Below are 24,376 nucleotides of genomic sequence, written 5' to 3'. Positions count from 1 at the left end.
GGCAGCGGGCGTGCTGTATCCCGATTGCGGCCACGTGAACGGCTTCTACCTGGGGCAGTTCCTGGGGATGCTGGGCTGGCGCTCCGGGCAGGCGGCGCACCCGCTGACCTACCTCGACCCCGACACCGAGGTGGGGCTGGACACGCTCGCGGCCCTGCTGCTACCGCACCTCGACGCATTGGGGGAAGCGCAGGAGGCAGCACTGGCCCGCACCTGGGCTTACGCGCTGAATGAATTCGACGACCGGGACCTGGGCTGGTTTCTGCTGGGCCGCCTGCCCGAACCGCCCCGGCACCCCCGCGCCTTTCTCGCGGGCCTGGCCCGCCGCCTCTTTCCGGGCGGGCTGCCCGACCCCGGCCCCCACGCCCGGCGGCTCGACCGCCCCGGCGATTCGCTCTTCGACCTCGTGCCGCCGCCCGAGCGCGGCCTCCGGAGTGCCCCATGATCAAAGTTCAGGACTACCGCCCCCAACCCTTCACCGACTTCACCCTGGAAGAAAACCGCCAGGCGTATCAAGACGCCCTGAAGAAGGTCCGCGCCGAACTCGTCGGCAAGCACTATCCGCTGATCATCAACGGCGAGCGGGTAGACACCGCCGAGAGGATTGAAAGCCGCAATCCCTGCGACACTTCCGAACTGGTCGGGACGACCGCCAAGGCCACCATCGAGGACGCGCAGCGTGCCCTGGACGGCGCGTGGGAAGCCTTCGAGAGCTGGAAGAAGTGGGACATGGACGCCCGCGCCCGCATCCTGCTCAAGGCCGCCGCGATCCTCAAGCGCCGCCGCCTCGAAGCGTGTGCGCTGATGAGCATCGAGGTCGGCAAGAACTACGCCGAGGCCGACGTGGAAGTCGCCGAGGCCATCGACTTTCTGGAGTATTACGCCCGCTCCGCGATGAAGTACGCGGGCTTCGGCGCCGCCGAGACGACCTGGTTCGAGGGCGAGGAAAACGGCCTGCTGTACCTGCCCCTCGGCGTGGGCGTGAGCATCAGTCCATGGAACTTCCCCTGCGCGATCTTCATCGGGATGGCCGCCGCGCCGATCGTGGCCGGCAACTGCGTGATCGCCAAGCCCGCCGAGGATTCCGGATTGATCGCCGGATTCATGGTGGACATCATGCTGGAGGCCGGGCTGCCCGCCGGGGTGCTGCAATTCCTGCCGGGCGTCGGCAAGGAGGTCGGCGAGTACCTCACCACCCACGCGCGGACGCGCTTCATCACCTTCACCGGGTCGCGGGCGGTGGGCCTGCACATCAACGAGGTCGCCGCGAAGACCATGCCCGGCCAGAAGTGGATCAAGAAGGTGATCCTGGAACTCGGCGGCAAGGACGCGCTGATCGTGGACGAGACGGCCGACCTGGAAGTCGCCGTGACCGCCGCCGCGCAGGGCGCTTTCGGATTCAACGGCCAGAAGTGCAGCGCCATGAGCCGCCTGATTGTGGTGGACGAGGTGTATGACCGGGTGGTGAACGCCTTCGTGGAACGCGCGAAGTCGCTCAAGATCGGCACGGGTGAGGAGAACGCCAACGTGACCGCCGTGGTCAACCAGATGAGCTACGACAAGATCAGCGGCTATCTGGAACTGGCCCCGCAGGAGGGCCGGGTGCTGCTGGGCGGCCAGCCTCTGGGTGAGGTGAACGGCAAGCAGGGCTACTACCTCCAGCCCACCATCGTGGGCGACGTGGACGCGCACGCCCGGATCGCGCAGGAGGAGATCTTCGGGCCGGTGGTCAGCGTGATGCGGGCGCGGGACTGGAACCACGCGCTGGAGATCGCCAACTCGACCGAGTACGGGCTGACGGGCGGCGTGATCAGCAACAAGCGCGAGCGGCTGGAGCAGGCGCGGCACGAGTTCGAGGCCGGGAACCTGTATTTCAACCGCAAGATCACCGGGGCCATCGTGGGCGTGCAGCCCTTCGGCGGGTACTACATGAGCGGCACCGACTCCAAGGCGGGCGGGCCGGACTACCTCGCCAACTTCCTGCAACTCAAGAGCGTGACCGAGCGCTGGTGAGTTAGCCGAAGAACTCAGCAATTGAAGGGCGGGCGCCGTGATGGGTGGCCCGTCCTCTTTTCTGTGATGTGCGGCCGGATGGACACAGGAGCATAGGCGAATGCACCACGCTTTGGGCCAACTATGCCCTGCGACTGCGCCATTTCCACAGGCCCACACCACGAATCTGACTGATTCTTGACTGGGTACAGTTCTGTCTAGACAGAGTGAGAGTGTACCTCTCACTGCACTCTAGTATTCGCCCCACATTCCATTCATCTGAACGGGACATTCCTCCCAGTTCCTTCCACACCGGGGACCGGTGCGGCCGCCTTCGTCTATCGCCTTCTCGCTTTTCCAGAGGTTTCCATGACGCACACCCGCACCCTGCTCGCCGCCACCCTCGCCCTGACGCTCGCCGCCTGCGGCCAGCAGACCCAGGCCCCGGCGCCCGTTGCCGCGACGCCCGCTCCCACCGCCGACGAGGCCACCCCCGGCGCGTACCTCGTGGGGTTCAAGGACAGTGCGCTGGGGGCGCAGAGCCTGGGTGCCCAGGAGCTGGCGGCGCAGGCGCAGCTTCAGGCGCAGGCGATCACGGCGGCGGGCGGTGTGCTGACCAGCCAGTGGGCCGAGATCAGCGCGGCGGCGGTACGCCTCAGCCCTGAGGCGCTGCGCAAGCTGGAGGGCAACCCCCTGGTGGAGTACGTGGAACCCGACCTCAAGCGGGTCGCGCTGGGTCGCCGCAGCGGAACGACCGACGCGCAGGGGGGCGGCGGCCTGAGCGCTCAGGGCCTCTCGGCGCAGGCCACGCCCCTCTACACCCCCAGCGGCGAGTACACCTGGGGCGACAACGCGCTGCGCGTCTCGCAGATGCGGGCCAGTAACTACACCGGGGCGGGCGTGGCCGTGTGCATCGGGGACACTGGGATTGACGGCAACCACCCCGAGTTCAGCCGCCTGCTCAAGGGCTTCAAGAACTTCACGGGTGAAGCGGGCCGGGGCAACGCCTACCTCCTGAACGACGTGAACGGGCACGGCACGCACGTTGCCGGAACGGTGTTCGCGCAGTACGGGGCAGGCACCGGCGCGGGCGGGCAGCAAAACGGCATGGACCCCAATGGCGTGGTCGGCGTGGCGACGGGTGTAAACCTCTACATGGCCCGCGTGCTGGGCGACGACGGCTCGGGCAGCTCCAGCGGCATCATCAACGGGGTGAACTGGTGCGCCGCGCAGCTCAAATCTCAGGGCGGCACCGAGGCCAAGGTCGTGATCAGCCTGTCCCTGGGCGGGGGCCGCGCCAGCCAGACCGAGCAGCGGGCCTACACTAGCGTCTATAACAAGGGCGCACTGATCGTCGCCGCGACGGGCAACGACGGCGCCGCCGTCTCCTACCCCGCCGCGTACACCAACGTGGTCGGCGTGGGGGCCATCGACGACGCGGAAGCCAAGGCCGACTTCTCCAACTTCGGCACCCAGGTCGATCTGGTCGGCCCCGGCGTGAGCGTGCTCAGCTCGGTACCGCTGGGCCACGGGACCAAGGCGAGCGCCTCGGGCGGCGGCGTGACCTTCACGGACGTGCAGGCCGCTGACCTCAGCGCCAAGGCCACCTTCACGGGTACGGTCGTGGCAGCAGGCGGCACGAACAACGAGTTCTGTGGCGTCGGCACGCGCAACGCGGCCCTCAGCGGGATGATTGCCCTGATCTCGCGCGGCACCTGCTCCTTCGAGGAGAAGGTCGCCAACGCGGTCGGCAGCGGCGCGAAGGCCGTCATGATCTACAACAACGCCGCCGGACCGCTGGGCATGAGCCTGACCAACGCCTACAGCGTGCCCGTCGTGGGGATCACCCAGACCGACGGCCAGGGCCTGCTTGCCAAGCTGCCCACCTCCGGCACGGTCAGCGTGAAGGGCGCGGACTACGAGTACTTCAACGGCACCTCTATGGCGACCCCGCATGTCAGCGCCGCCGCCGCCGTGGTGTGGGCCGCCAAGCCCACGCTGACCAACACGCAGCTCCTGAACCTGCTGACCTCCACCGCCAAGGACCTCGGCACGGCGGGCAAGGACAACAACTTCGGCTACGGGCTGGTGAACCCGCTCAAGGCGATCACCGGGCAGTAAGCCAGACCTTTCAAGGGGCCGCTCTCCCGAAATGGAGGGCGGTCCTTCGGGTTGGGCTGCGCTCTGGGATCAGGTCTCCGCGATCAGCCGGTCCACGATCAAGGCGCCCCCCAGAATCGCCGGAATCCCGCCGCCGGGATGGACCCCGGTGCCCACCTGCCACAGCCCCGGCGACCGGCGGTAGGGCTGCGGGTGCAGGGGGCCGCCGCGCCAGGGGGCCAGGGCCGCCCCGTAGATTGCCCCGCCGGGGTGTCCGCCCGCCGCGTAGTGGGCCGGGGGCAGGGCCACCACGTCCCGCGCCGAGGCGAGCAGGCCGGGCACGCCGAGGGTGCGTTCGACTCGCTCCACCTGACCGCGCACCCAAGGATGCTCGGGGCCGAGGTCACGCCCGGTGGCCGGGGCCGTGAGCAGCACGGCGAGGCGGAGGCCGTCGGCGTGGACGAGGGCCAGGGTGTCCGGGGGGAGCGCTCCGGCCCGCATGGCCGCCCGGAAGGTCCCGAAGTTGGCGGGCGGCAGGACCGAGGTCGCGGGCAACCCCGACTCGCCCGGCAGCGCGGCGTAGAGGGCCACCCCACTCACCGTGCGCCGGGCGACGGGGGAGCGAGCGGGGCGGCCCAGCACCCCGGCCAGCCGCGCGGGGTCGAGGGCACTCACGAGGAGGTCGTGCCGCCGCTCCCCTCCCCCACGCAGGGTCAGGGCGCCGCGCCCGGCGTCTACCCGCACCACCTCGGCCCCCTCCTCCACCCGCACGCCCCGCGCCCGGCCCAGGGTCAGGAGGGTGTCCAGCAAGGCGCCCATGCCGGAGGCGGGCCGTGCCACGTCCCCCGCCGCGAGGGCCGGAATCAGGGCGTAGAGGGCGGGCGCGTCCTGCGGCGCGAGGCCCACGTTGAGCGCATGGGTCCCCACCGCGTGCGCCAGCGCCGGGGGCAGCCGCCGGGAGCGCACCCAGGCTGAAGCGGTGAGGTGCCCCCCGGTCGCCCGGAAGAAGGCCGCGCTCGCCCGCCGGAAGGCGGGGTCGGTCAGGTGAGGCGGCGTGGTCAGCAGGGTGGTCAGGTGCCGCGCGAGGGGCTGGGCCGGGGCACGGTAGGCCTCCCAGGCAGGATGGAGAGGGTGCTCAGGCGGTACGGGCAGCGGCACCGCCCCGAAGGGCGTGTGGTGCAGGCCCAGGCCACCGGGCAGTGGGCGCAGGTCGAGGGGGTCACCTTCTTCCCCCAGCCGCGTCAGGAAGGTCCGCCACACGTCCGGAAAGGTGAACAGGCTCGGCCCCGTATCGAAGGCCAGCCCCCCGACCGTTACCCGCTGCAACTTGCCCCCCGCCCGGTCCCGCTCGTAGACGGTGACCGCGTGGCCCCGCGCTCCCAGCAGCGCCGCGAGCGCGAGTCCCGCGAGGCCGCCCCCGAGAATGCCGACCGACCGGGGGGCTGACGGCCGATGGCTGAAAGCTGAGCGCCTCCTCACGGCCACAGCCCCCGCGCCAGCAGGTACACCAGCGGCACCCCCGCGACCGTGCCCACGACCCAGGGGGACAGGATGCTGAGGGGATAGAGCCGCGCGGCCCGCTCGGGGGTGGGCTGGCGCCAGAGCGCGAGGGCGAGGCCGCCGCACACCCCCCACAGGGCGAGGGCGGTGAGCCGCGAGACGGGCCACAGCAGCGCCCCCGACAGGCCGAACCACGCCAGGGCGTAGAGGGCGGTCCCGCGCACCCCCAGCGTGGTCGCCACCGTGCGGACCCCGGCGACGCGGTCGGCGGGCACGTCCTGCGCGGCGTCAAAGGCGTGCTTGCCCACCGCGTAGGCCATCAGCGCGGCGAGGGGCAGGGCGGGCACGGGTTCATTCAGCGCCAGCGCGGGGAGGGCGAGGGGCAGCGCGTAGGCCACATTGCTCAGGCCGTCGAGAAAGGGCCGGGCCTTGAGGCGCACGGGGGGCACGCTGTACGCCGCGAAGAGGGCCGCCGAGAGCAGCAGCACGAGCAGGGCCGGAGGCGCCAGCAGCAGTGCCAGCCCGGCCAGGAACGGCAGGTTCAGCAGCCACACCGCCCGCAAGAGCGGCCCCCCCTCCCCCGGCCCCAGCCGCGCGCCCTGCCAGCCCCCCTTGCGCCCGGAGGCCGCGTCTTCCTCGCGGTCGGCGAGGTCATTCAGGCCGTAGATCAGCAGGTTAAAGGGTAGGGTGAGGTACGCGAGCAGCGCGAGCAGCCCCGGCTCGGGGGTCCACAGCCGCCCGGTGAGCCACAGGCCGACGACGAGTGGCCCCACCGTGTTCACCCACAGGGCGGGGCGCGACACGGCGAGCAGCCGGACGAGGGGCAGGTGGGCGGAAAGGGTCAGGGAGCGCATCGGGGGTCGGGGAGAGCCGGGAAAGGGAGAACAACGGCCCGGAGTGGGAGAATGGAGGGCAGGCCGCCGCCCGCGCATTGTAGGTGGGGCGGGGCGGGACAGGTTGCCGCCCCCGCCACCGGGCGCCTGCACCGGCCCGAGCACGAGAAACCTTACGGTCCCGACGGGCTCGGCGTGGCCCAATAGAGCCTGCCGCGCCTTCCTGCCGGTCTGCCCATTCCCCTCGGCCTCTCCCGCCTCACCTTCTTGCCGATTGCCCCAGGAGCCCCATGCCCGGAGACACCCTGCCCGACACCACCCCCCTCTTCACGGCCGCCGAGGCCGAGATGCGCACCGGGGTGCCCGCCGCCACGCTGCGGCAGTGGGAGCGGCGCTACGGCATCCCGGCTCCGGCCCGCAGTGCCAGCGGCTACCGCATGTACTCGCCCCTCGACCTCGCGCAGATCGGCCGGATGCAGGCCCTCTTGCAGGGCGGGGTCCCGGCCAGCCGCGCGGCGGAACTTGCCCGGCAAGAGCACGCGCCCCCGCCGTCCCCCGCCCCCATCCCGCGGCCCAGCACCACCCCGCAAAAGCGGCTGTCCGACGACCTGCTCGCCGCGCTGCTTCAGCCCGATCTGGAGCAGGCGGCGGTGGTGCTGGGCCGGGCACACGCGCAGTTCCCGGTCGAGGAGGTCGTGCTGGCGGTGATGGCGCCCGCGCTGGCGGAGGTCGGCACCCTGTGGGCGCGGGGCGAGATCACCATCGCGCATGAGCATCAGGCCAGCGCGTACCTGCGCGGGCGGCTGATGGGCCTGCTGGAACTCGCGGGCCGCGCCGAGTTCGGGCCGCGTGTGCTGGCCGCCTGCGCTCCCGGCGAGCGGCACGAGATCGGGCTACTGATTCTGGTGCTGCTGCTGCGGCGCCGGGGCGTGCAGGCCGAGTACCTGGGGGCCGATCTGCCGCTCGCCGACCTCGCCGCCTACGCCCGGCACCGCCCCGCCGACGCCGTGCTGCTGGGCCTGAACGGCGAGTGGGCGCTGGAGCCCACCCGCGCCCAGCTCGGCGCCCTGCGGGGCCTGCGGATTCCCGTCTTCTACGGCGGCGGCCTGCTCAACGCCCGGCCCGCCCTCGCCGCCGAGTTTGGCGGGCACTTCGCGGGGGCCGACGCGCATAAGGCCGCCGACACCATCGTCGCGGCGCTGCGCCCCGGCGCACAGGACCCACAGGAGGAGTCATGAAGATTCTGGTCACCGGAGCAAGCGGGTTCGTGGGAAAAGCCGTCGTCGCGGAACTCGTGCGGCGCGGGCATACGGTCGCGGCGGGGTCCCGCCGGGGCACCGATCTACCGGGCGCTCCCGGCGTGCGGCTGGACGTGACCGACCCTGCCAGCGTGCTGCGGGCGGTAGCCGGGGCGCAGCCGGAAGCGCTGGTGCACCTCGTGGGCATCATCGCGGAGGAAGGCGAGCAGACCTTCGCGCGGGTTCATGTGGAGGGCACCCGGCACGTCCTCGCGGCGGCCCCCCGCCCGGTGCGCTACCTGCACATGAGCGCCCTGGGGGCGGACGAGGCGAGCGGGAGCGGCTACAGCCGCTCCAAAGCTCAGGCCGAAGCACTGGTCCGGGAAAGTGGGCTGGACTGGACCATCTTCCGGCCCAGCCTGATTTTCGGCCCCGGCGACGACTTCTTCGGGCGGGTGCTGCGCGACCTCGTGAGCACGGCCCCGGTGGTGCCCCAGATCGGCGACGGCCAGTTTCCCTTCCGGCCCGTCAGCGTGGAGGACGTGGCGCTGGCCTTCGCCCAGGCGCTGGAACGCCCGGAGACTGCCCACCAAACCTACGAACTGACCGGGCCCCAGGAGTACACCTTCCGCGAATTGCTGGAGCTGGAGCTGGGGGCGCTGGGCAAGCGCAAGCCCATCGTGCCGGTGCCCCTCCCGCTGATGGACCTGATGGTCCCCGCGATGGGGGTGCTGCCCAAGCCGCCCATCACCCGCGACCAGTACGCGATGCTCAAGGCCGGAAACACCGCTCCGCCCGAGCGGGCGCGGGACGCCTTTGGCCTCCCGATGCGGCGGCTGCCGGACGCGCTGCCGGGAATTCTGGGGCGGTAGGGGAAAGACCCCTCACCCCATCGCGGCACGAGGCCCCTCCGCGAACGGCTGTACCAGTCTTCCCGTGGTGGAGGGGCCTCGCAAGGTCCAAGGACTTACCCGACCATTGCTCAAACGCTCTTGGGCAGCTCCTGCAAATACGTCAGCGGCAGCGTGCTGTCGCCCTGCTTGAAGGCGGCGAGGTAGCCGACCAGCGTGCCGCCCGAGCGCTCCACGAAGCGGCCCAGGGCCTGCGCGGTGCCGCCCGAGGCGATCACGTCCTGCACGACGAGCACCCGCTTGCCGCGCAGCCGCTCGGCGTGCGGGCCGTCGAGCCACAGCGTTTCGGCCACGCCCATCGTCATGCTGGGCACGTCCTGAATCAGCGGGGACTGCATGTAGGTGCGGCGCTTCTTGCGGGCCACCACATAGGGCAGCCCCGCGCGGTCGCTGATCTCGTGGGCGAGGGGCAGCGCGTTGGTGACCACCGTGAGCAGCACCTCGGTGCCTTCCGGAATCAGGGGCACGAGGGCCTCGGCCACGGCGTTGGTGAACTCGCTGTCGCCCAGAAACTCGACGAGCGGCACCCGCCCCACGCTGCCCACCCGCACGGTGGGAAGGTCGCGGGTCACGCCCCCGACACTGACGCGCAGGCCATGGTGTTCGGTGCCAGGCTGTTGGGTGAGGGTCATGCCCCTACCCTATCCGATCCCCTCGCCGGGCCACAGCGCAGAGGGATCAGGAAAAGAGCGGCAGGTGCCCCAGCGCCGTCACGTCGGGGCGCTCCTGGCCCTCGGTGAAGACTGCCACGACCGCTGCGACCTCGCCGCCGACCTCCTCGATAATCTGCCGCAGCGAGTGCAGGGTGCCGCCGCTGGACACCACATCGTCCACGATGGCGACCTTCTTGCCCTTGACCTTGGGCACGTCGAAGCCGTCGAGAACGAGCAGTTGCGGCTTGCCGGTGGTGATGCTCACGACCTCGCGGGAGACCGGCTCGACCATGTAGGGCTTCTCGGTCTTGCGAATCACGATGTAGGGCTTGCCCGTCTCGCGGCTGATGACGTGCGCGAGCGAGAGCGCCTTGACCTCGGGGGTCACCAGCACGTCGATGTCGTCCGGGAGGCGCGTGGCCAGGGCACGTCCGGCGGCTTCGGTCACCTCGGTATCGCCCAGCATGTTGAAGAGGGCCACGCTGACGCCGGGGCTGACCTCCACCACGGGCAGCTCGCGGGTCACGTTCCCGACCTCGACCTTGTACGTTCTCACGCGCCCGAGTGTAGCGCCCGGCGTCCGGCCTGCCCCAGCGAAACGACTTCCTCGACCCCGCGCGGCCCCAGCCGGGCCAGAAAGCCCGCCTCCGGGCGGTAGGCCATCGCGCTGTCGAGGGCCACGCAGCGCCCGCCCCGGTAGGTCAGCGGCTCGCCGGGGCCGGGGAGCCACCCTCCCCCACCCCCCAGCAGCAGCGGCACCGGGGTGTGCCCGTGCGCCAGCCGCTGCCCCCCAAAGGTGCTCAGCAGCGCCTCCACGGCCGCTTCGCCGCCCGGTTCCGCGAAGGCGTAGCGGGCCGCGAAGTCGCTGGCGAACCGCGCCCAGGCGTAGGGGTCGTTCCCCCCCAGGCGGCGGCGCACGGCGGCATTGACGGCCTCCACGCTTGACCCCAGTTCCAGATACAGCGGGCTGTCGGCGTGCAGCAGCAGCCAGCGCCCCGCGCGGGCCAGGGCCGGACGCGCCGCGAGCCACGCGAGGTCGTCCTCCGTGAGCGCCCGCAGGTCGGCGGGCTGACCGCCGTTTTCCAGCCAGTACTCGCGCAGGCCGGAGGGGTCGCGCCGCCCGGAAGCGAAGCGCTGAGCCCCCAGCAGCATGACCTCATGGTTGCCCAGCAGCGCGGTCACCCGCCCGCCCGCGAGCGGGGCCTGCGCCTCCAGCGCCCGCACCAGCCGCACCACCCCGGCCCCGTCCGGCCCCCGGTCGAGGAGATCGCCCAGAAAAACGAGGTGGGCCGCGCCGCCGGTCCAGCCGCCGTCCTCCCCGATCAGGCCCGCGCCGCGCAGGAGGGAGCGCAGCTTGCCCACCACTCCGTGCACGTCGCCCACCACCCAGAGGGGGGGCGGGGAAGACGCCGGGGTCATCGGGTCAGCTCTCCGGCCTCCGGTTCCGGCGCGGTCCCGGCCTCCTCGTCCAGACGGTCACTCTCCTCGCCTTGGGGAGCGGGAAGGGTGCGCCAGCTCGTCATCCGGTCGGTGATGTCCTGCTGGAGGCGCCGCACGTTGCCCTCCATCTGCGAGCGGGCGCCTTCGAGCTGGTGGCGCAGCCGCATGATCTCCTCGACCCCGGCGAGATTGACGCCGAGTTCCTGGGTCAGGCGGCGAATCTCACGCAGGTGCTCAATATCGCGCTCGGAGTACAGCCGCGTCTTACCGCTGCTGCGCCCCGGACGGATGAGCTGCTTGCGCTCGTACAGCCGCAGGGTCTGGGGGTGCATGTCCACCAGCTCGGCGGCGATGGAGATCACGTACACGGGACGGTCCCTGGGGTCGAGCTTGCCGTCCTCGGCCACCCGCTCGGGGGCGGTGGCCCGCTCGCGCAGCTCGTCTTCCAGCCGCTCGATCTCGGCCTCGAACTCGCCCTGAAGGTCGTCGAGTTCGTGCTGGAGGCGCATGACTTCCTCGACCCCGGCGAGGTTGACGCCGAGTTCCTGGGTCAGGCGGCGAATCTCGCGCAGATGCTCGATGTCGCGCTCGGAGTACAGCCGGGTCTTGCCGCTGCTCCGGCCCGGCCGAATCAGGCCCTTGCGCTCGTACAGCCGCAGGGTCTGGGGATGCATGTCCACCAGCTCGGCGGCAACCGAGATCACATAGACGGGGCGGTGCTTGGCGTCGGCGGGCATACGTGGGTTGAGTATACCGGAGGCAAGGTTCTTGAAGGTGGCCAAAGGTGGGAAAGGGCACCGGAGCGCGGAGCCGGGCCTTGCGGGGCCACGCCGCCCCCCCGCTATCATCCCCGCATGACCCCGTCCCCCACCGGTTCGGCCCAGACTGACCTCGCCGCCCTGCTCAACCGCGAGGAGGCTGAGCGCGAACTGTTCGACCTCCTGCGGATTCCTTCCGTCAGCGCCGACCCCACCCACAGAGGTGACATGACGCGGGCCGCCGAGTTCCTGCGGCAGAAGCTGGCGTCGCTGGGCTTCACGGCGCGGGTGGACCCGACGGCCGGTCACCCCCTCGTGTACGCCGAGCGCCTCTCAGCTCCCGGCCAGCCCACCGTGCTGATCTACGGGCACTACGACGTGCAGCCCGAGGCGCCGCTGGAGGAATGGACCACGCCCCCCTTCGAGCCGACCGTGCGGGACGGGCGCATCTACGCCCGTGGCTCCACCGACGACAAGGGGCAGGCCTATGCCCACGTGCGCGGCGTCGAGCTGCTGCTCTCACAGGGCGAACTGCCCGTCAACGTCAAGTTCCTGCTGGAGGGCGAGGAGGAGGTCGGCAGCCCCAACCTCGAACCCTACCTGCGCGAACACGCCGAGGAGCTGAAGGCCGATGTGATCGTGATCTCCGATGGCAGCCGCTTCGCGCCCGACGTGCCCACCGTCACCTACGGCCTGCGCGGACTGAGCTACGTGGAAATCCACGTGCAGGGGCCGAACCGCGACCTGCACTCGGGGGCCTACGGCGGGGCCGCGCCCAATCCGATCAACGCGCTGGCCGAGATGATCGCCAAGTTGAAAGACGACCAGGGCCGCATCACCATCCCCGGCTTTTACGACGGGGTGGAGGAGCTGACCGAGGGAGAGCGCGAGATGTGGGCGAAGCTCCCGCACTCCGACGAGGAATTCGCCGATTCCATCGGCGTCCCGGCCCTGCCTGGCGAGGCGGGCTATTCCACCCTGGAGCGGCTGTGGGCGCGGCCCACGCTGGACGTGAACGGCATCTGGGGCGGCTACCAGGGCGAGGGCAGCAAGACGGTGATTCCGGCCAAGGCGGGCGCGAAGGTGTCCATGCGGCTGGTGCCCGGCCAGGACCCCGACCGGATCACGCGGCTGATCACGGAGTACGTCCCCACCATCGCGCCCGCCGGAGTCACGGCGGAGGTGCGGGCGCACCACGGGGGGCAGCCCGTCAAGGTGGACCTCGACTCGCCTTACGTGAAGGCCGCCGACCGGGCGCTCACCCGCGTGTACGGCAAGCCCGCCGCCTTCGGGCGCACGGGGGGGAGCATTCCGATCGTGGCGGCCTTCCGGTCGCTGCTGGGCGCTCCCGTGCTGCTCGTCGACTTCGGCCTGAACGAGGACGCGCCGCACTCGCCCAACGAGAGCTTCGCGGTGGAGGATTACCACAACGGGATTCTGACGAGCGCGTACCTGTTGCAGGAGCTGGCGGAGTGAGGGTGGAGTGTGGAGCGTGGAGCGTGGGCACAGCCCTCCACGTTCCGGGCGCGGGCCACCCATGCGCCTAGGCTTCCTCGCCTCCCACGGCGGCAGCGCGGCCCAGTTCCTCACCGAGGCTTGCCGGGATGGGCGACTGGACGCGAGTCCCGTCGCCCTCGCCAGCAACAACAGCGGCAGCCCCGCGCTGGCGTGGGCGCGGGAGGCGGGCCTCCAAGCCGCGCACCTCAGCGCGGCGCGGTACCCGGAGCCGGAGGCGCTCGACGCGGCGATCCTGACTTTCCTGCGGGGGGCGGAGGTGGACACGCTGGTCCTCAGCGGCTACATGAAGGCGTTGGGGCCGCAGGTTCTCACGGCTTATGCGGGCCGGGTGCTGAACATCCACCCCAGCCTGCTGCCCCGGCACGGCGGGCGCGGGATGTACGGCGACCGGGTTCACGCGGCGGTGCTGGCGTCGGGGGATACGGAGTCGGGCGCGACCGTCCACCTCGTCACGGCGGGCATCGACGAGGGGCCGGTGCTGGCGCAGACGCGGGTGCCCGTGCTGCCCGGCGACACGCTGGAGAGCCTCAAGGCCCGCGTGCAGGCGGTCGAGGGCGAGCTGCTGCTGTCGGCGCTGCGTGAGTTGGGATCGCGGGGGCTGGGATGAAGCGCAAGGTCTTCGACCTGCGGGGCTGGTCCCGTGCCCGGCGCCACACCCAGACGGTCCTGCACATTCCCGGCTTCGTCATCGTGGATTTCACCGCCCACGAGGTCGGGCGTGTGCTGGACGTGCCGTTCGGGGAGCGGACGGTCCGGATTCTGGACCACGGCTTCCGCTGGGTGCGCGTTCACCCGACGGGCACGGGCGAGGACACGCTGGGCGACGCCCTGACCGCCATGCTGGACGCCTCAGGCGCAGCTCGGCAGCTCTACGTGGACATCCATGGGGGCGAGGGGGTCGGCGAGGACGGTCTGCCCTGGTGCGACGACCTTTACCTGGACGTGATCGCGGACTGGACCCCGGACGGCCGCGTGACCGAGGTGCATGTCATCGACGGCGACGAGTTGGAGGACGCGGTACGGGCTGGGCTGGTCACGGCCGCGCTGGCGGAGGCGGCGTGGGCGCGGGCGCGGACGGTAGAGGCGGAACTGCGGGCGGGAACGTACCCGCCCCTGCGGGTGATGACCGACTATCTGCGCGACCCCTACACCTGAACCCCGGCCGGGTTTGCATTTCGGGAGGCGACCCGCTAGTCTTCTGTGCGCTGGAACGGTGCCCGAGTGGTTGAAGGGGCACGCCTGGAAAGCGTGTGTGCGGGCAACCGCACCGAGAGTTCGAATCTCTCCCGTTCCGCCAGTCAGAAAAAGTGAGCCGCAGCCGCTGGTTGCGGCCTTTTTTGTTGTCTCGCCGCTCTCTGATTTCGTCTGTTCCCAGCGTGACGACAGAAAAGAATTCCCCCTCTTTTTCGTCGAAGCGTGCAGACAATTCAGAGCAAAGCGTGAGCAAAACAGGCCGCTGGAGGCGCGTATGTTCGATCAACTCCAGCAGGTCATCAACGAGTTCCTTCTTGACGGTGAAGCGCGTGGGCACAGCGCCTACACGACACGGGCCTACCGGAACGCCTTCCGGTTCTTCACCGAATGGCTGGCCGAGCGGAAGGTAGAACGCATTGGACAGCTCACCCCCTCGCTGCTGCGGGAGTACGCCGTGCACTGCTCGGCCACCCTGTCCCCAGGCGGGGCCCATGCCCGGCTGCGTCCCATCAAGACCCTGCTCAAATGGGCACAGCAGGAGGAACTGATCTCCCAGGACCTCACGCGTCGGCTGCCCATGCCCAAACTGTTGCGGGAGCCGCTGCCCGCGGTGCGCTTCTCGGACTTCCAGAAACTGCTGGGGGCGGCCAAGGTCAAGTCCCGCTGTCCGCTGCGTGATGTGGCGCTCCTGACGGTGCTGTACGACACGGGCCTCCGGGCCTCGGAGGCGCTGGCCCTGCAACTGGACGACATCCGCCCGGAAGGGTTCATCCTGGTCCGCCAGGGCAAGGGGGGCAAGTCGCGCTCGGTGCCCATCGAGCGGCCCACCCTGAAGGCCATCCGCGCCTACGTGCATCAGGAACGGCATGAAGAGCCCGTCTCGGATGCCCTCTTCCTGGCTGGGGACCGTGCCATGAGTCGGGGAACGCTGGACAAGATGCTTGAACGCCTCTGCGAGTTCGCGGGCCTGCCACGCCTGAGCGCCCACACCTTCCGCAGAGGCTTCGCCGTGCAGTACCTCCGCAATGGTGGGGACGTGTTCACCCTGCAGCGCATCTTCGGCCACACCTCCCTGGAGATGACCAACCGCTACGCCCAGCTTCTCGACGATGATGTAAAGCTCGCTCACCGCCGCTCGTCTCCCCTGCGTAGCCGGAAGGAGTGAGCATGGCCCGCATTGACGCCTCGTTCGAAGCGTTTCTTGAGGAGCGCCGTGCCTCTGGCCTCAGTGACGCGGGAGAGTCCTACTTCCGGGACGCCTGGAGAGCCTTCCGGCAGATGCCGGGGTCCGCTCGGCCAACTCAGGAGACGGTCCGCTCCTTTCGCCTTCACATGAATACGCAGGATCAGCCCACCGCCAGAAGGCAGCTCAGTGCGCTGTTGTCGGTGCTGACCTGGTTGCAGGACCTGGAGATCATCCCTCCCTTTCCTCTCCCGCCCAGGCCCACCGTGCAGCGGGTGGTCGGACGCCCGGCGATGACCGAGCCAGAAGTGCAGGAACTGGTACAGGCGATCCCAGACGAGGGCCCCCGGACCCTGGCCGCCCTCGTCTACCTCACGGGGCTCCGGGCTCAGCGGCTGATTGAGCTGCGTCCGGAGCAGGTTCGGCCGGATGGGTTTGTGCTGATCGGCCCCAATCCGCGGACCCGGTCCTTCGTGGGGCTGCGCGGCAACGCGGCGGCGCTGGTGCAGCAGTGGAGCCAGGCGAGGCAACCCCAGGCAACGACCTTCCTGCACGACGACCTGGGGCACCCCCTGACGCTGAAAGCCGCTTCGGACGCCCTGCGGGGAGCTGGACAGGCCATTGGACGACCGGCCGTCGGCTTCGGCCACTTGCAGTACGCGCACCTGCTGCTGATCGCCGCCGCCGCATCCATCTTCAGTCGGGACCTCCTGGAGACTTGGCTTCAACAGCCCTTCCGGGTGCGGTACCTGCGCGTTCCGAATCTCTACGCCCGCCGTGAGGCCCTTCCCCGCATCACGCCCTTCGGCCTGATCTGGGACGGCAAGAAGACCTGAAGTTCCCACCACATCCGTTTTGCCCCTCGACCATCTAACAGGTGATCCACTCGCCTGTTAGTGGACCTTCATGCTCCAAGGAGAAAACCATGACCAAACCCCTGAAGATCCGTGCTTCCAACCACATCCTCCCCACCTACGCGAACTTCGCAGTTTTGGACACCAAGAAGGACGAGGTGGTGCTGAACTTCTGCTTCGCCGAGGGGGACACGAAGCACCCCGAAGCGGTCCTCGTCCACAAAGTCGTGATGACCCCACTGAACCTCCAGAGCCTCCACACCCGTATCGGGGAACTGCTGGAGGCCTACCAGATGCGCCACGGTCTACTGGGGAAGTGAAGTAGCCTCAAGTACCGTGACTGAGGACATTGCCAACGATGAGCTGCGTCCAGACCATGTGCCTGCCTCCGATGCTGACTGGTTCACGCTGAGCACCTTCGCCCTGACCTTCGATGGTTACGAGCAGTCGGGCGGCTTTGAACGGTGCGGCGACCTTGCCAACGCCACACTGGAGCGGTTCAACACCACGGGCGAGGTGTCCGATGACCTGAACGTCTTGCGCTCCTGTCTGTTCTTCGAGCAGCGCCGTTGGCGCCACTTCGGGGAAGAGCCAGGAGACAGGGACATGAGGTACATCCGCGCCCTCGTCGAGGCCATCCGGCGACACGTTGAAGGTGGAGCCACGCTGGCGGGGTAAGCGGCGAGCCACCAGCGAGTTACCGGGGAAATCTCTTCTCCTGCGTCGGAGGCTCCCAACCCCCCTCCTCCACTCGCTCAGGCAAAAAGTACCCCCCCACCCCATGTGCGGCGAGCCCCAGGCTGTCCGCGTCCGCACCCACACGCGGCAGTGGACCACCCTTGGCCCTACCGGGCCCAGAGGCTGAGGGAGTGGCCTCCATTCGGGATTCTGAGACTCGCTGGAGAGTCGGCGCGACAGGGAGGGTGACCTCAACCATGCCCGCACCCCACTCCCTTCCGAGCGGACTCGCTGTGCGACTTCCATGTGGGGAGTGCGGCCTACCGGCCGCAGAGTTGTGGGGGAGCCTGCCGCTGCGCTGTCCCAGTTCTCCAGGCAGGATTGACTTCCGTGGGCTTCGCCCCAGCCAACTCCCCCTGCGGTTGGCAGGCCGTCGAGGCTTGGCAGAACTCCCCGGAATTGCAGAGCGGAGCAGATGCACCCGTACACTGAAGTACACCTCCGCTCCTGTGAAGTGCCCTGCTGCTCTCGCTGGCCGGTTGTTGCCCGGCGCCTGTTGACCTGAAATCCCTCATCTCCCATTCAACCCAGCCGTAGGGCTGGGTTTCTGCGGCCTGTGGCCGCAGACGTTGGTCTGTCGTCATTGTGGTCCTTTTGCCTGCGCCGGTCCGTTTCCGGCCAGCGAAGGGAATCCTCACCCCACTCCTCGTCTCTCTGGAGGTCCCCCCTGTTCCCGACCCTGTACCCTCCCGGCTGTTGGGCAGCAATCCCGCAGTTCGGTTCACTTCCCTTGAGTAAAGAAGTTCAGGACAAGCCCCTTCTCCTCAACGTCGTCCCAGACGCCCTTTTGTCAACATGCCTGTTCGCATCTCAACTGACGCTGTAAAAAACCTGCTCCACCAGATCAAGGGGGTTCCTGGGGTTTACGTCCTGAGAGCCCCTCCTGGTGATGGGAAGACCGATGCAGTGATCCAGGCTCTGGCCTCACTCCGCTCTGTCAAGGGGCTGAGACGCATCCTTTACGCCACCCACGCGACCCTGGGCGAGAACGCTGTGGGGCGGGAGGTGCAGCGCCGCTTTGGTCAAGTGCTGAGTAGCAAGCCAGAGATTGTTCGGGGGCGCAAGCACTTCGACACGGAGGAGGAGTACGAGAAGCAGTTCAAGCAACCCTGGAACAAAGGGATCAAGATCATCGCCCACGCCCATCTGGAAGCGGTGTTCAGTACCCGGCCATCCAAGGCTGGTGACTTCCTGCGCCATGCCGAGTTGCTGGTCGTTGACGAGGATCCCCTCTTCTCTTTGCTGGTTCGCTCCTCCGAGGACTTCAAGGATGTGTCCGCGCTGCGCTGTGACGCCCTGTTCCGCCTGGCCGCGCCCGATCCTTTCACGCACGCATTGGTGGCCCTCTGGACCGACATCAAGGCTCATCTGCCGGTATCCGGTGTGGACGGGTGGAATAGCTGGGGAGACAGCAAGGCGCGACCTGACCGCCACAGCCTGACGGGTGAGGCGTTCTGGGAGCACATCGCCGAACGTATGCCGGAGTATGCAGCGTTCGACAGGAGGTCGTTTGAGGGGACATTGGCTGCCATCAACTCGGACTTGAGCCGTCAGGGACGAGAGGAGCGGCTTCCAGTGTCGTTGGTGGCTCAGGCGTTGGAGGAAGATCTCAGTGCCTCGCAGCACGGCCAGTACAGTCACCGGTTCGGCCTGTTCTGGAAGGACGACCCGGCGAAAGCCACCTTCCGCTTCGATCTTCGCGTGCCCATTGCCCTCCCCTGCCCAGTTCTCGTTCTGGACGCTTACGCCACCCAGAAGACCTACGACGCCCTCTTCACACCCTTCCCAGTCAGGCTGATCACTGAGTTCGACAGGCGGCTGCCCTTGGAGATTGAGGTGATCAACGAAAAGCCATTCACCTACCGGGACTTCTCAGAGCCGGAACGAGTCAAAACCACCAGGGCACAGGTCACTCGAACGGTTGCCGAACTCTTGGATCAGAGCCATCAACACGTGCTGGTCCTTGCCCCACAAGAGTTCAACAAACAAAGTCATCCCTGGACGGTCATGCTCACCATGATGCTGGAGCTTTACGAGGTTGCCAGACGGGCTGAGGGATTTCATTGGTGGGCCGGCCGTGGGAAGAACGCCTGGACCGGTTGGCATGTGGTCGCGGTCTTCCCGCCATATCTGCCCCGGACATTCCGAGATCATGACCTTGCAGCCCTTTGGCCTTACAGCGCGGATGCCCGTCAAAGCGCCATGAAGCACATCACTCAAAGTGAGCTCCTGCAAATGCTTCATCGCGGGCGACAACCTCACTTTGATGGGGAGCACCGCCCCAGGGTGATCACGTTCTTCGATCCGGACCTTCCCAGTGAATACTGGCACCGTGTACCTACTCAGTCGTCGGTGACGTTTGAAGCAGGCAAGCAGCTTGACGGGTGGAAGGACGCGGTGAGGGTGATCTCGAAGGAGTTGCTGCAAGTCTTTGGCTGTGTCCCTGTTGCTGCTCTGGAAACGTTGGGACTGCTTCCCTTCCGTCATGACGACCTGGAGAGGCAGGCAAGACAGTCGGCCAATCTGCGAAAAGGGCTCCAGCGAGCTAAGACGCCTGAACTGCACCACTGGCGGCGGACAGGTCAGCTCAAGAAGTATCGGATCGCCGAATACAACGACTCCAGCTTCATTGGAGTGCGCTGCTACGGCGGAAACGACCGAGCCCCGCTGTACCAGATTCTCCAAGGCATGGGCCTTCAACGTGTTGAGCGGTCCAGGACTTTCACGCGTGACATCGGATCGGATGGGGGCATCGTCTTTGCGCCCGCAGGTACGACGGAGGCTGATGTGCTGCCTGTGCTCCGCCTCCTGCTGGCCGGTACTTCCACCCCCGGTGGTCAGCCAAGTGCGGCGAGCCGGAACAACTCTGTTGGAAATCAACGGGAGTGCGTGTGAACCACCCAGAACAAGCGGCAAACCTGGCCTACGACTTCTTCCGCCGCACTTCCCCTCCGCGCCCATCCGGGCGTTTTTTCATGCCATGAACACCCCGAACCCCACCCAACGTCAGCGCCTGGAGCGCCGCCGAGCACGTCTTCAGGACCGTCAGGATCGGCTCTACCAGCTCCTGATCCGCAGCCGCGCCCCCGTCCTGCCTGCCAAACGGCTGGCTTCGTTTATGGCCGTATCCGAGGAACTGCTCGACGTGGAGCGCCAGATTGCCCGGCTCTCTGGAAGCGCCGAGCAGAACCCCGCACCCTGACCCACCGCCCTCTCGCCCCGGCCCCGCGCCGGGGCTTTCTCTTGGAGGTTTGCATGTCCACATCCACGATCAGTGCCTTGCTTCAACGCCGCCGCCAGCTCTGCCGCCAGCGTGACCGCCTCGTTCGCAGGTGGCTCGGCCACCACTTTGCGGCGCCCGGCGCAAGAACGCCCCACTGGGCGGCCGACATCAAAGCGCAACTTGAGGAACTCGACGCACAACTGGCGTCCCTGACCCAGAGCCCAGCCGTCGAGGCGGCCTGATGCCCCACAACAAGATCACGCCGCAGCAGGAGCAGGCCATCCTTGACGCCCACGGCAAAGGGCTCACGGACAGCGCGATTGCTTCCCGGCTCCGCCTCAGCGCCCGCACCGTCGCCAACTACCGCCGTGCCCACAGCCTCCCCACCAACGCGCCCAACCTGCGGACCGCGCTGTACGGCGAACACCTGGTCGTCGAACAGGGCCGTCAGATGGGCCTCCCGACCATTCACATGGCGGCCCAGCACCGGGACCATCCGTATGACGTGCTGGTCGGCGGGTGGCGGGTGGAGGTGAAGGTCGTCCATGACTCCCGGCTCCCGGATGTCTTCCGGTTTTCCCTCTCCCCCACCCGCAAGGGGAAGTACGCCGACCCGCGTCAGGTCAAGGACTACGCCCGTGACTGCGATTTTCTGGTGCTGGTGTGCAAATCCAAGGGTGGCAAACCACCCCAGGTTTTCGTCATGACTCCCGCAGAAGCTGGAGAATACGTCCGGATCGATCTGAACAACCTGGGCACCTACAGCAGCTACCAGAATGCCTGGCATCGTCTGGCTCCGCCTGTCGCCGAGGCCGCCTGAATGCAAATGCGGCAAGAGTCGACACGCTTCCTGGGTAGACTGCGCCCACGCGCACCACCGGGCTCGTCCCGGCGACCGAGGAGGACGATGCTACCGGAGCAGCAAGCCCGTCAGGTGATCGACGCCCAGCTTCAGGCCGCAGGCTGGGTCGTGCAGGACTACAAGAGCGCCAACCTGTTCGCGGCAGACGGCGTGGCGGTGCGGGAGGTGCCCACGGCGGCCGGTCCCTGCGACTACATGCTGTTCTGGAAGCGCCAGGCGGTTGGGATCATCGAGGCCAAGCCCAAGGGCACCTCCCTCGTCGGCGTGAGCGAGCAGACCGAGAAGTACACCGTCGGCCTGCCTGCGTTCATCAAGGTGGCGGGAACGCCCTTGCCCTTCGGCTACGAGGCGAACAGCGTGCAGGTCCAGTTCCGGGACTTCCGGGACCCGGACAGCCGCTCCCGGCCCGTGTTCCACTTCCACAAGCCGGAGACGCTGGGCGCCTGGCTCAAAGAGGCCCAGACCCTGCGGGAACGCCTTCGCCATCTGCCGCCGCTGGCCCGGACCGGCCTGCGGGACGCCCAGTTCGAGGCGATTACCCACCTGGAACGCTCCTTCGCGCTGGGGCACCCCCGCGCCCTGATCCAGATGACAATGGGCAGCGGCAAGAGCTTCACAGCGGTGGCGAGCACCTACCGCCTGCTCAAGCACGCCGGAGCCAGACGGGTTCTCTTTCTGGTGGACCGGGGCAACCTCGGCAAGCAGGCGCTTGGCGAGTTCAGCAACTTCGACACCCCGGACGACGGGCGCAAATTCACCGAGCTGCACGTTGTCCAGCACCTGACGATCAACCGGATCGACCCGGACGCCCAGGTCGTCATCACCACCATCCAGCGGCTGTACTCCATCCTGCGCGGCGAAACCGAGTTCGACGAGGAGAACGAGGAGCGCAGCGAGTTCGAGCTGGGGAGCGAGGCGGCCCAGGAGGCGGCCCGCACCGTCACCTACAACCCACGGGTTCCCATCGAGACGTTCGACTTCATCATCACCGACGAGTGCCACCGCTCCATCTACGGCACCTGGCGGCAGGTGCTGGAGTACTTCGACGCCTTCCTGACCGGCCTGACCGCCACGCCGAGCGCCCAGACCATCGGCTTCTTCAACAAGAACCTCGTCATGGAGTACGGCCATGAGCGGGCGGTGGTCGACCGCGTGAACGTCAACTTCGACGTGTACCGCATTCGCACCGAGATTACCGAGCAGGGCGGCAAGGTCAGTGCTGGGCACTTCCTCGACTACCGTGACAAGGAGACGGGAAAGGTGCGCTGGGAGGAGCTGGCGGATGACTTCGAGTACGCGGCCAACCAACTCGACCGCAGCGTGGTCGCGGTGGACCAGATCCGCACCGTCATCCGGCACTACCGGGACGCGGTGCTGCCACAGGTCTTCCCGACGCGCCAGTACGTGCCCAAGACGCTGATCTTCGCCAAGAGCGACGCCCACGCCGACGACATCCTGAAGATCGTCCGGGAGGAGTTCGGCAAGGGCAACGACTTCGCCAAGAAGATCACCTACGGGGTCACGGGCGAGCGCACCGACGACCTCATCAAGAAGTTCCGGGTGGAGCACAACCCCCGCGTGGTCGTGACGGTGGACATGATCGCCACCGGGACGGACGTGAAGCCGCTGGAGGTCTTGATCTTCATGCGGGACGTGAAGTCGCGCTCGTACTTCGACCAGATGAAGGGCCGGGGCACCCGCGTGGTCAGCCGCGACGAGTTGAAAGCCGTGAGCGAGGACGCCGAGGAGAAGACCTTCTTCCTGCTGGTGGACGCGGTGGGCGTGACCGAAAGCGACAAGAGCGAGGCCAAGCCCCTGGAGAAGAAGCGAGGCGTGAGTTTCGAGAAGCTGCTGCATGCGGTCGGGATGGGCGACCAGAGCGACGATGCCCTGACCTCGCTGGCCGGACGCTTGGCCCGGCTGAACCAGACCCTGACGGGTGAGCAGCGCAGTGACCTCGAAGCCGAGGCGGGGCAGCCGCTGGGGACCCTGATCGGCACCCTCCTGAGGGCCACGCGGCCAGAGCAGGCCCAGCAGCGGGCCGCCGAGGTGGCGGCTGCGGAAGATCGGGCCGTGACTCCGCAGGACGTGGAGGACGCCGCAGAAGCCCTCCGGGACGAGGCCGTGCGGCCATTCGGCAACCCCAAGTTCAGGGACCAACTGGTAAGGGTGCAGCGGCTGAACGAGGTCGCCATCGACACGGTGAGCCAGGACCGGGTGATTTCCGGCGAGCATGTGGAGCGGGAGGACGAGGATGCCCTGGCCCTGCGCGTGGCCGAAGGGCGGGTCAGGACCTTCCGGCAGTTCATCGAGGAGCGCAAGGACGAGATCGACGCGCTGAGCATTCTGTACGCCCAGCCCTACGCGCAGCGGCACGTGACCTTCCGTCAGATCAAGGAGCTGTCGAAGGCCCTCCAGGGGCAGGACCCCCACCTGACCCCGGAGAACCTGTACGCCGCCTACCAGCGGCTGGAGGCTGGGCGGGTGCGCAATGCCGGGCCGGGTCGAACCCTGACCGATCTGGTGGCACTGGTGCGGTTCGCCACCGAGAAAACCGAGGTGCTGGAACCCTTCGCCTCGACGGTGGACAGCCGCTTTCAGACGTGGCTGCAGGGTCAGGAGGCCCAGGGCCGGACCTTCACGGCCGAGCAGCGGCAGTGGCTGGACCTGATCCGGGCACAGGTCGGCAAGTCGCTGGAGGTGCAGGAGCGCGACCTGAAGGACACGCCCTTCAACGAGTTCGGGGGCCTGTACCGCGCCAAGCAGGTCTTCGGTGAGCAGGAACTGCGGAAGCTGCTGGAGGAACTGACCGAGGTACTGGCGGCATGAACAGGGAGACAAACCTCCCCGCCCTTATGCACCGTCGCCTCCTCGCACTGGTGGACGAGTTGCACCGGGTGGGCTTCGAGCAGGTGCGTTTTGCCCGCAGTCGAGCCACGCAGCATGTCCGTCTTCAGGTCTACGCCGCCTGCCACGTTCGGGAACTCGACTGGCTGGTCACGCCCTCCTCTACGGCCTTCCTTCTGTCCGACGCCTCGGTCATCCTCATGCGACGCGACGACCGCCACCTGGCCCTGAAGTGGGAGGAGCTGTTGCGGGGTGACCTGAAGCCCCGGCACCTCGCCGGGCAGTTCATCCTCGACTTTCCGGAGATCATGCGACCGGCCTACGCTGCCGACCACGACTACCGCCAGTGGTTCCGAACCCTGCGGCCCCACGTGCAGGCAGGCAAACTCCCGGTGACCTATGACGAGGACGCCATGATCCACAACCTCGCTCCAGACTTCACGCGACATGTCGAGCTGAGGGATCTGGCAGGCCGGGTTGAACTGCTGCCTGCGCCGCCCCGCAACCCCCACCTTCCCGATCCCGTTTGAGA

The 24,376-nt window shown here is 68.3% G+C and carries 24 protein-coding genes and 1 tRNA gene; 19 read left to right on the top strand and 6 right to left on the bottom strand.

Translation table 11 applies throughout. From position 1 onward, the window contains the following. Nucleotides 1-10 precede the first annotated feature (10 nt). The 3 genes from L1280_RS01850 (at nucleotide 11) to L1280_RS01840 (ending at nucleotide 4,113) form a co-directional block, all read left to right on the top strand. A complete protein-coding gene (locus tag L1280_RS01850; protein WP_253580314.1) occupies nucleotides 11-445 on the top strand; it encodes a hypothetical protein in 435 nt (144 codons plus the stop codon). Beyond that, complete coding sequence (gene pruA, locus L1280_RS01845; RefSeq protein ID WP_253580313.1) at nucleotides 442-2,013, top strand: L-glutamate gamma-semialdehyde dehydrogenase; 1,572 nt, start codon at nucleotides 442-444, stop codon at nucleotides 2,011-2,013. Before L1280_RS01850 ends, pruA begins: the two co-directional genes overlap by 4 nt. A 348-nt stretch (nucleotides 2,014-2,361) precedes the next feature. After that, nucleotides 2,362-4,113, top strand: a complete 1,752-nt coding sequence (locus tag L1280_RS01840) for a S8 family serine peptidase (RefSeq protein WP_253580312.1) — start codon at nucleotides 2,362-2,364, stop codon at nucleotides 4,111-4,113. A gap of 69 nt (nucleotides 4,114-4,182) precedes the next feature. Here the strand turns inward: L1280_RS01840 and L1280_RS01835 are convergent, their stop codons facing one another. Next, nucleotides 4,183-5,571 (bottom strand): FAD-dependent oxidoreductase, encoded by a 1,389-nt coding sequence (locus L1280_RS01835; RefSeq protein WP_253580311.1) that lies wholly within the window; start codon nucleotides 5,569-5,571, stop codon nucleotides 4,183-4,185. Then, nucleotides 5,568-6,446: a UbiA family prenyltransferase gene (locus L1280_RS01830; RefSeq protein ID WP_253580310.1), complete on the bottom strand. Its 879-nt coding sequence runs from the start codon at nucleotides 6,444-6,446 to the stop codon at nucleotides 5,568-5,570. Before L1280_RS01830 ends, L1280_RS01835 begins: the two co-directional genes overlap by 4 nt. A gap of 269 nt (nucleotides 6,447-6,715) precedes the next feature. Here L1280_RS01830 and L1280_RS01825 point away from each other — a divergent pair, with 269 nt between their 5' ends. Further along, the gene (locus L1280_RS01825; RefSeq protein ID WP_253580309.1) at nucleotides 6,716-7,663 is read left to right on the top strand and encodes a MerR family transcriptional regulator; all 948 of its coding nucleotides are present in this window, start codon (nucleotides 6,716-6,718) and stop codon (nucleotides 7,661-7,663) included. After that, the gene (locus tag L1280_RS01820) at nucleotides 7,660-8,535 is read left to right on the top strand and encodes a complex I NDUFA9 subunit family protein (RefSeq protein WP_253580308.1); all 876 of its coding nucleotides are present in this window, start codon (nucleotides 7,660-7,662) and stop codon (nucleotides 8,533-8,535) included. Before L1280_RS01825 ends, L1280_RS01820 begins: the two co-directional genes overlap by 4 nt. A 110-nt stretch (nucleotides 8,536-8,645) precedes the next feature. Here the strand turns inward: L1280_RS01820 and L1280_RS01815 are convergent, their stop codons facing one another. From L1280_RS01815 to hspR, 4 genes are read right to left on the bottom strand one after another with little or no spacing between them, the layout of a single operon-like run. Continuing rightward, a complete protein-coding gene (locus L1280_RS01815) occupies nucleotides 8,646-9,206 on the bottom strand; it encodes a phosphoribosyltransferase family protein (protein WP_253580307.1) in 561 nt (186 codons plus the stop codon). Between the two features lie 46 nt (nucleotides 9,207-9,252). Next, nucleotides 9,253-9,783: a phosphoribosyltransferase family protein gene (locus L1280_RS01810; protein ID WP_253580306.1), complete on the bottom strand. Its 531-nt coding sequence runs from the start codon at nucleotides 9,781-9,783 to the stop codon at nucleotides 9,253-9,255. Continuing rightward, nucleotides 9,780-10,646 (bottom strand): metallophosphoesterase, encoded by an 867-nt coding sequence (locus L1280_RS01805; RefSeq protein WP_253580305.1) that lies wholly within the window; start codon nucleotides 10,644-10,646, stop codon nucleotides 9,780-9,782. The genes L1280_RS01810 and L1280_RS01805 overlap by 4 nt, the downstream gene beginning before the upstream one ends. Then, nucleotides 10,643-11,404 carry a heat shock protein transcriptional repressor HspR, fused homodimer type gene (gene hspR / locus L1280_RS01800; protein WP_253580304.1) on the bottom strand — a complete coding sequence of 254 codons (762 nt, stop codon included), beginning with the start codon at nucleotides 11,402-11,404 and terminating at the stop codon, nucleotides 10,643-10,645. The genes L1280_RS01805 and hspR overlap by 4 nt, the downstream gene beginning before the upstream one ends. Nucleotides 11,405-11,521: 117 nt before the next feature. Here hspR and L1280_RS01795 point away from each other — a divergent pair, with 117 nt between their 5' ends. From L1280_RS01795 to L1280_RS01730, 14 genes are all read left to right on the top strand, one after another. Continuing rightward, nucleotides 11,522-12,901 carry a dipeptidase gene (locus L1280_RS01795; RefSeq protein WP_253580303.1) on the top strand — a complete coding sequence of 460 codons (1,380 nt, stop codon included), beginning with the start codon at nucleotides 11,522-11,524 and terminating at the stop codon, nucleotides 12,899-12,901. A gap of 61 nt (nucleotides 12,902-12,962) precedes the next feature. After that, nucleotides 12,963-13,550: a phosphoribosylglycinamide formyltransferase gene (locus L1280_RS01790; RefSeq protein WP_253580302.1), complete on the top strand. Its 588-nt coding sequence runs from the start codon at nucleotides 12,963-12,965 to the stop codon at nucleotides 13,548-13,550. Beyond that, the gene (locus L1280_RS01785; RefSeq protein ID WP_253580301.1) at nucleotides 13,547-14,098 is read left to right on the top strand and encodes a DUF402 domain-containing protein; all 552 of its coding nucleotides are present in this window, start codon (nucleotides 13,547-13,549) and stop codon (nucleotides 14,096-14,098) included. The genes L1280_RS01790 and L1280_RS01785 overlap by 4 nt, the downstream gene beginning before the upstream one ends. 52 nt (nucleotides 14,099-14,150) lie before the next feature. Beyond that, nucleotides 14,151-14,240: transfer RNA gene (locus L1280_RS01780), tRNA-Ser, on the top strand. 171 nt (nucleotides 14,241-14,411) lie between these two features. Beyond that, complete coding sequence (locus tag L1280_RS01775; RefSeq protein ID WP_253580300.1) at nucleotides 14,412-15,302, top strand: tyrosine-type recombinase/integrase; 891 nt, start codon at nucleotides 14,412-14,414, stop codon at nucleotides 15,300-15,302. A gap of 2 nt (nucleotides 15,303-15,304) precedes the next feature. Continuing rightward, the gene (locus L1280_RS01770) at nucleotides 15,305-16,156 is read left to right on the top strand and encodes a hypothetical protein (protein ID WP_253580299.1); all 852 of its coding nucleotides are present in this window, start codon (nucleotides 15,305-15,307) and stop codon (nucleotides 16,154-16,156) included. A gap of 89 nt (nucleotides 16,157-16,245) precedes the next feature. Beyond that, the gene (locus L1280_RS01765; protein ID WP_253580298.1) at nucleotides 16,246-16,494 is read left to right on the top strand and encodes a DUF3467 domain-containing protein; all 249 of its coding nucleotides are present in this window, start codon (nucleotides 16,246-16,248) and stop codon (nucleotides 16,492-16,494) included. A gap of 16 nt (nucleotides 16,495-16,510) precedes the next feature. After that, on the top strand, nucleotides 16,511-16,852 hold the full coding sequence (locus tag L1280_RS01760; RefSeq protein WP_253580297.1) for a hypothetical protein: 342 nt from the start codon (nucleotides 16,511-16,513) through the stop codon (nucleotides 16,850-16,852). A gap of 855 nt (nucleotides 16,853-17,707) precedes the next feature. Further along, nucleotides 17,708-19,807 carry a hypothetical protein gene (locus tag L1280_RS01755; protein WP_253580296.1) on the top strand — a complete coding sequence of 700 codons (2,100 nt, stop codon included), beginning with the start codon at nucleotides 17,708-17,710 and terminating at the stop codon, nucleotides 19,805-19,807. Nucleotides 19,808-19,892: 85 nt separating this feature from the next. Next, nucleotides 19,893-20,114: a hypothetical protein gene (locus tag L1280_RS01750; protein ID WP_253580295.1), complete on the top strand. Its 222-nt coding sequence runs from the start codon at nucleotides 19,893-19,895 to the stop codon at nucleotides 20,112-20,114. Between the two features lie 53 nt (nucleotides 20,115-20,167). Beyond that, the gene (locus L1280_RS01745) at nucleotides 20,168-20,377 is read left to right on the top strand and encodes a hypothetical protein (protein ID WP_253580294.1); all 210 of its coding nucleotides are present in this window, start codon (nucleotides 20,168-20,170) and stop codon (nucleotides 20,375-20,377) included. After that, a complete protein-coding gene (locus tag L1280_RS01740) occupies nucleotides 20,377-20,955 on the top strand; it encodes a hypothetical protein (protein ID WP_253580293.1) in 579 nt (192 codons plus the stop codon). The genes L1280_RS01745 and L1280_RS01740 overlap by 1 nt, the downstream gene beginning before the upstream one ends. Before the next feature lie 87 nt (nucleotides 20,956-21,042). After that, a complete protein-coding gene (locus L1280_RS01735; RefSeq protein WP_253580292.1) occupies nucleotides 21,043-23,826 on the top strand; it encodes a type I restriction-modification enzyme R subunit C-terminal domain-containing protein in 2,784 nt (927 codons plus the stop codon). 26 nt (nucleotides 23,827-23,852) lie between these two features. Continuing rightward, nucleotides 23,853-24,374, top strand: coding sequence for a hypothetical protein (locus L1280_RS01730; protein ID WP_253580291.1), 522 nt, complete (start codon nucleotides 23,853-23,855; stop codon nucleotides 24,372-24,374). The last annotated feature ends 2 nt before the right edge of the window (nucleotides 24,375-24,376 follow it).

Source organism: Deinococcus sp. HSC-46F16, from assembly GCF_024171495.1.
Classification (GTDB): Bacteria; Deinococcota; Deinococci; order Deinococcales; family Deinococcaceae; genus Deinococcus.
The sequence above is the reverse complement of the archived record's forward strand: the minus strand, read 5'-3'. Positions and strand labels throughout refer to the sequence as shown.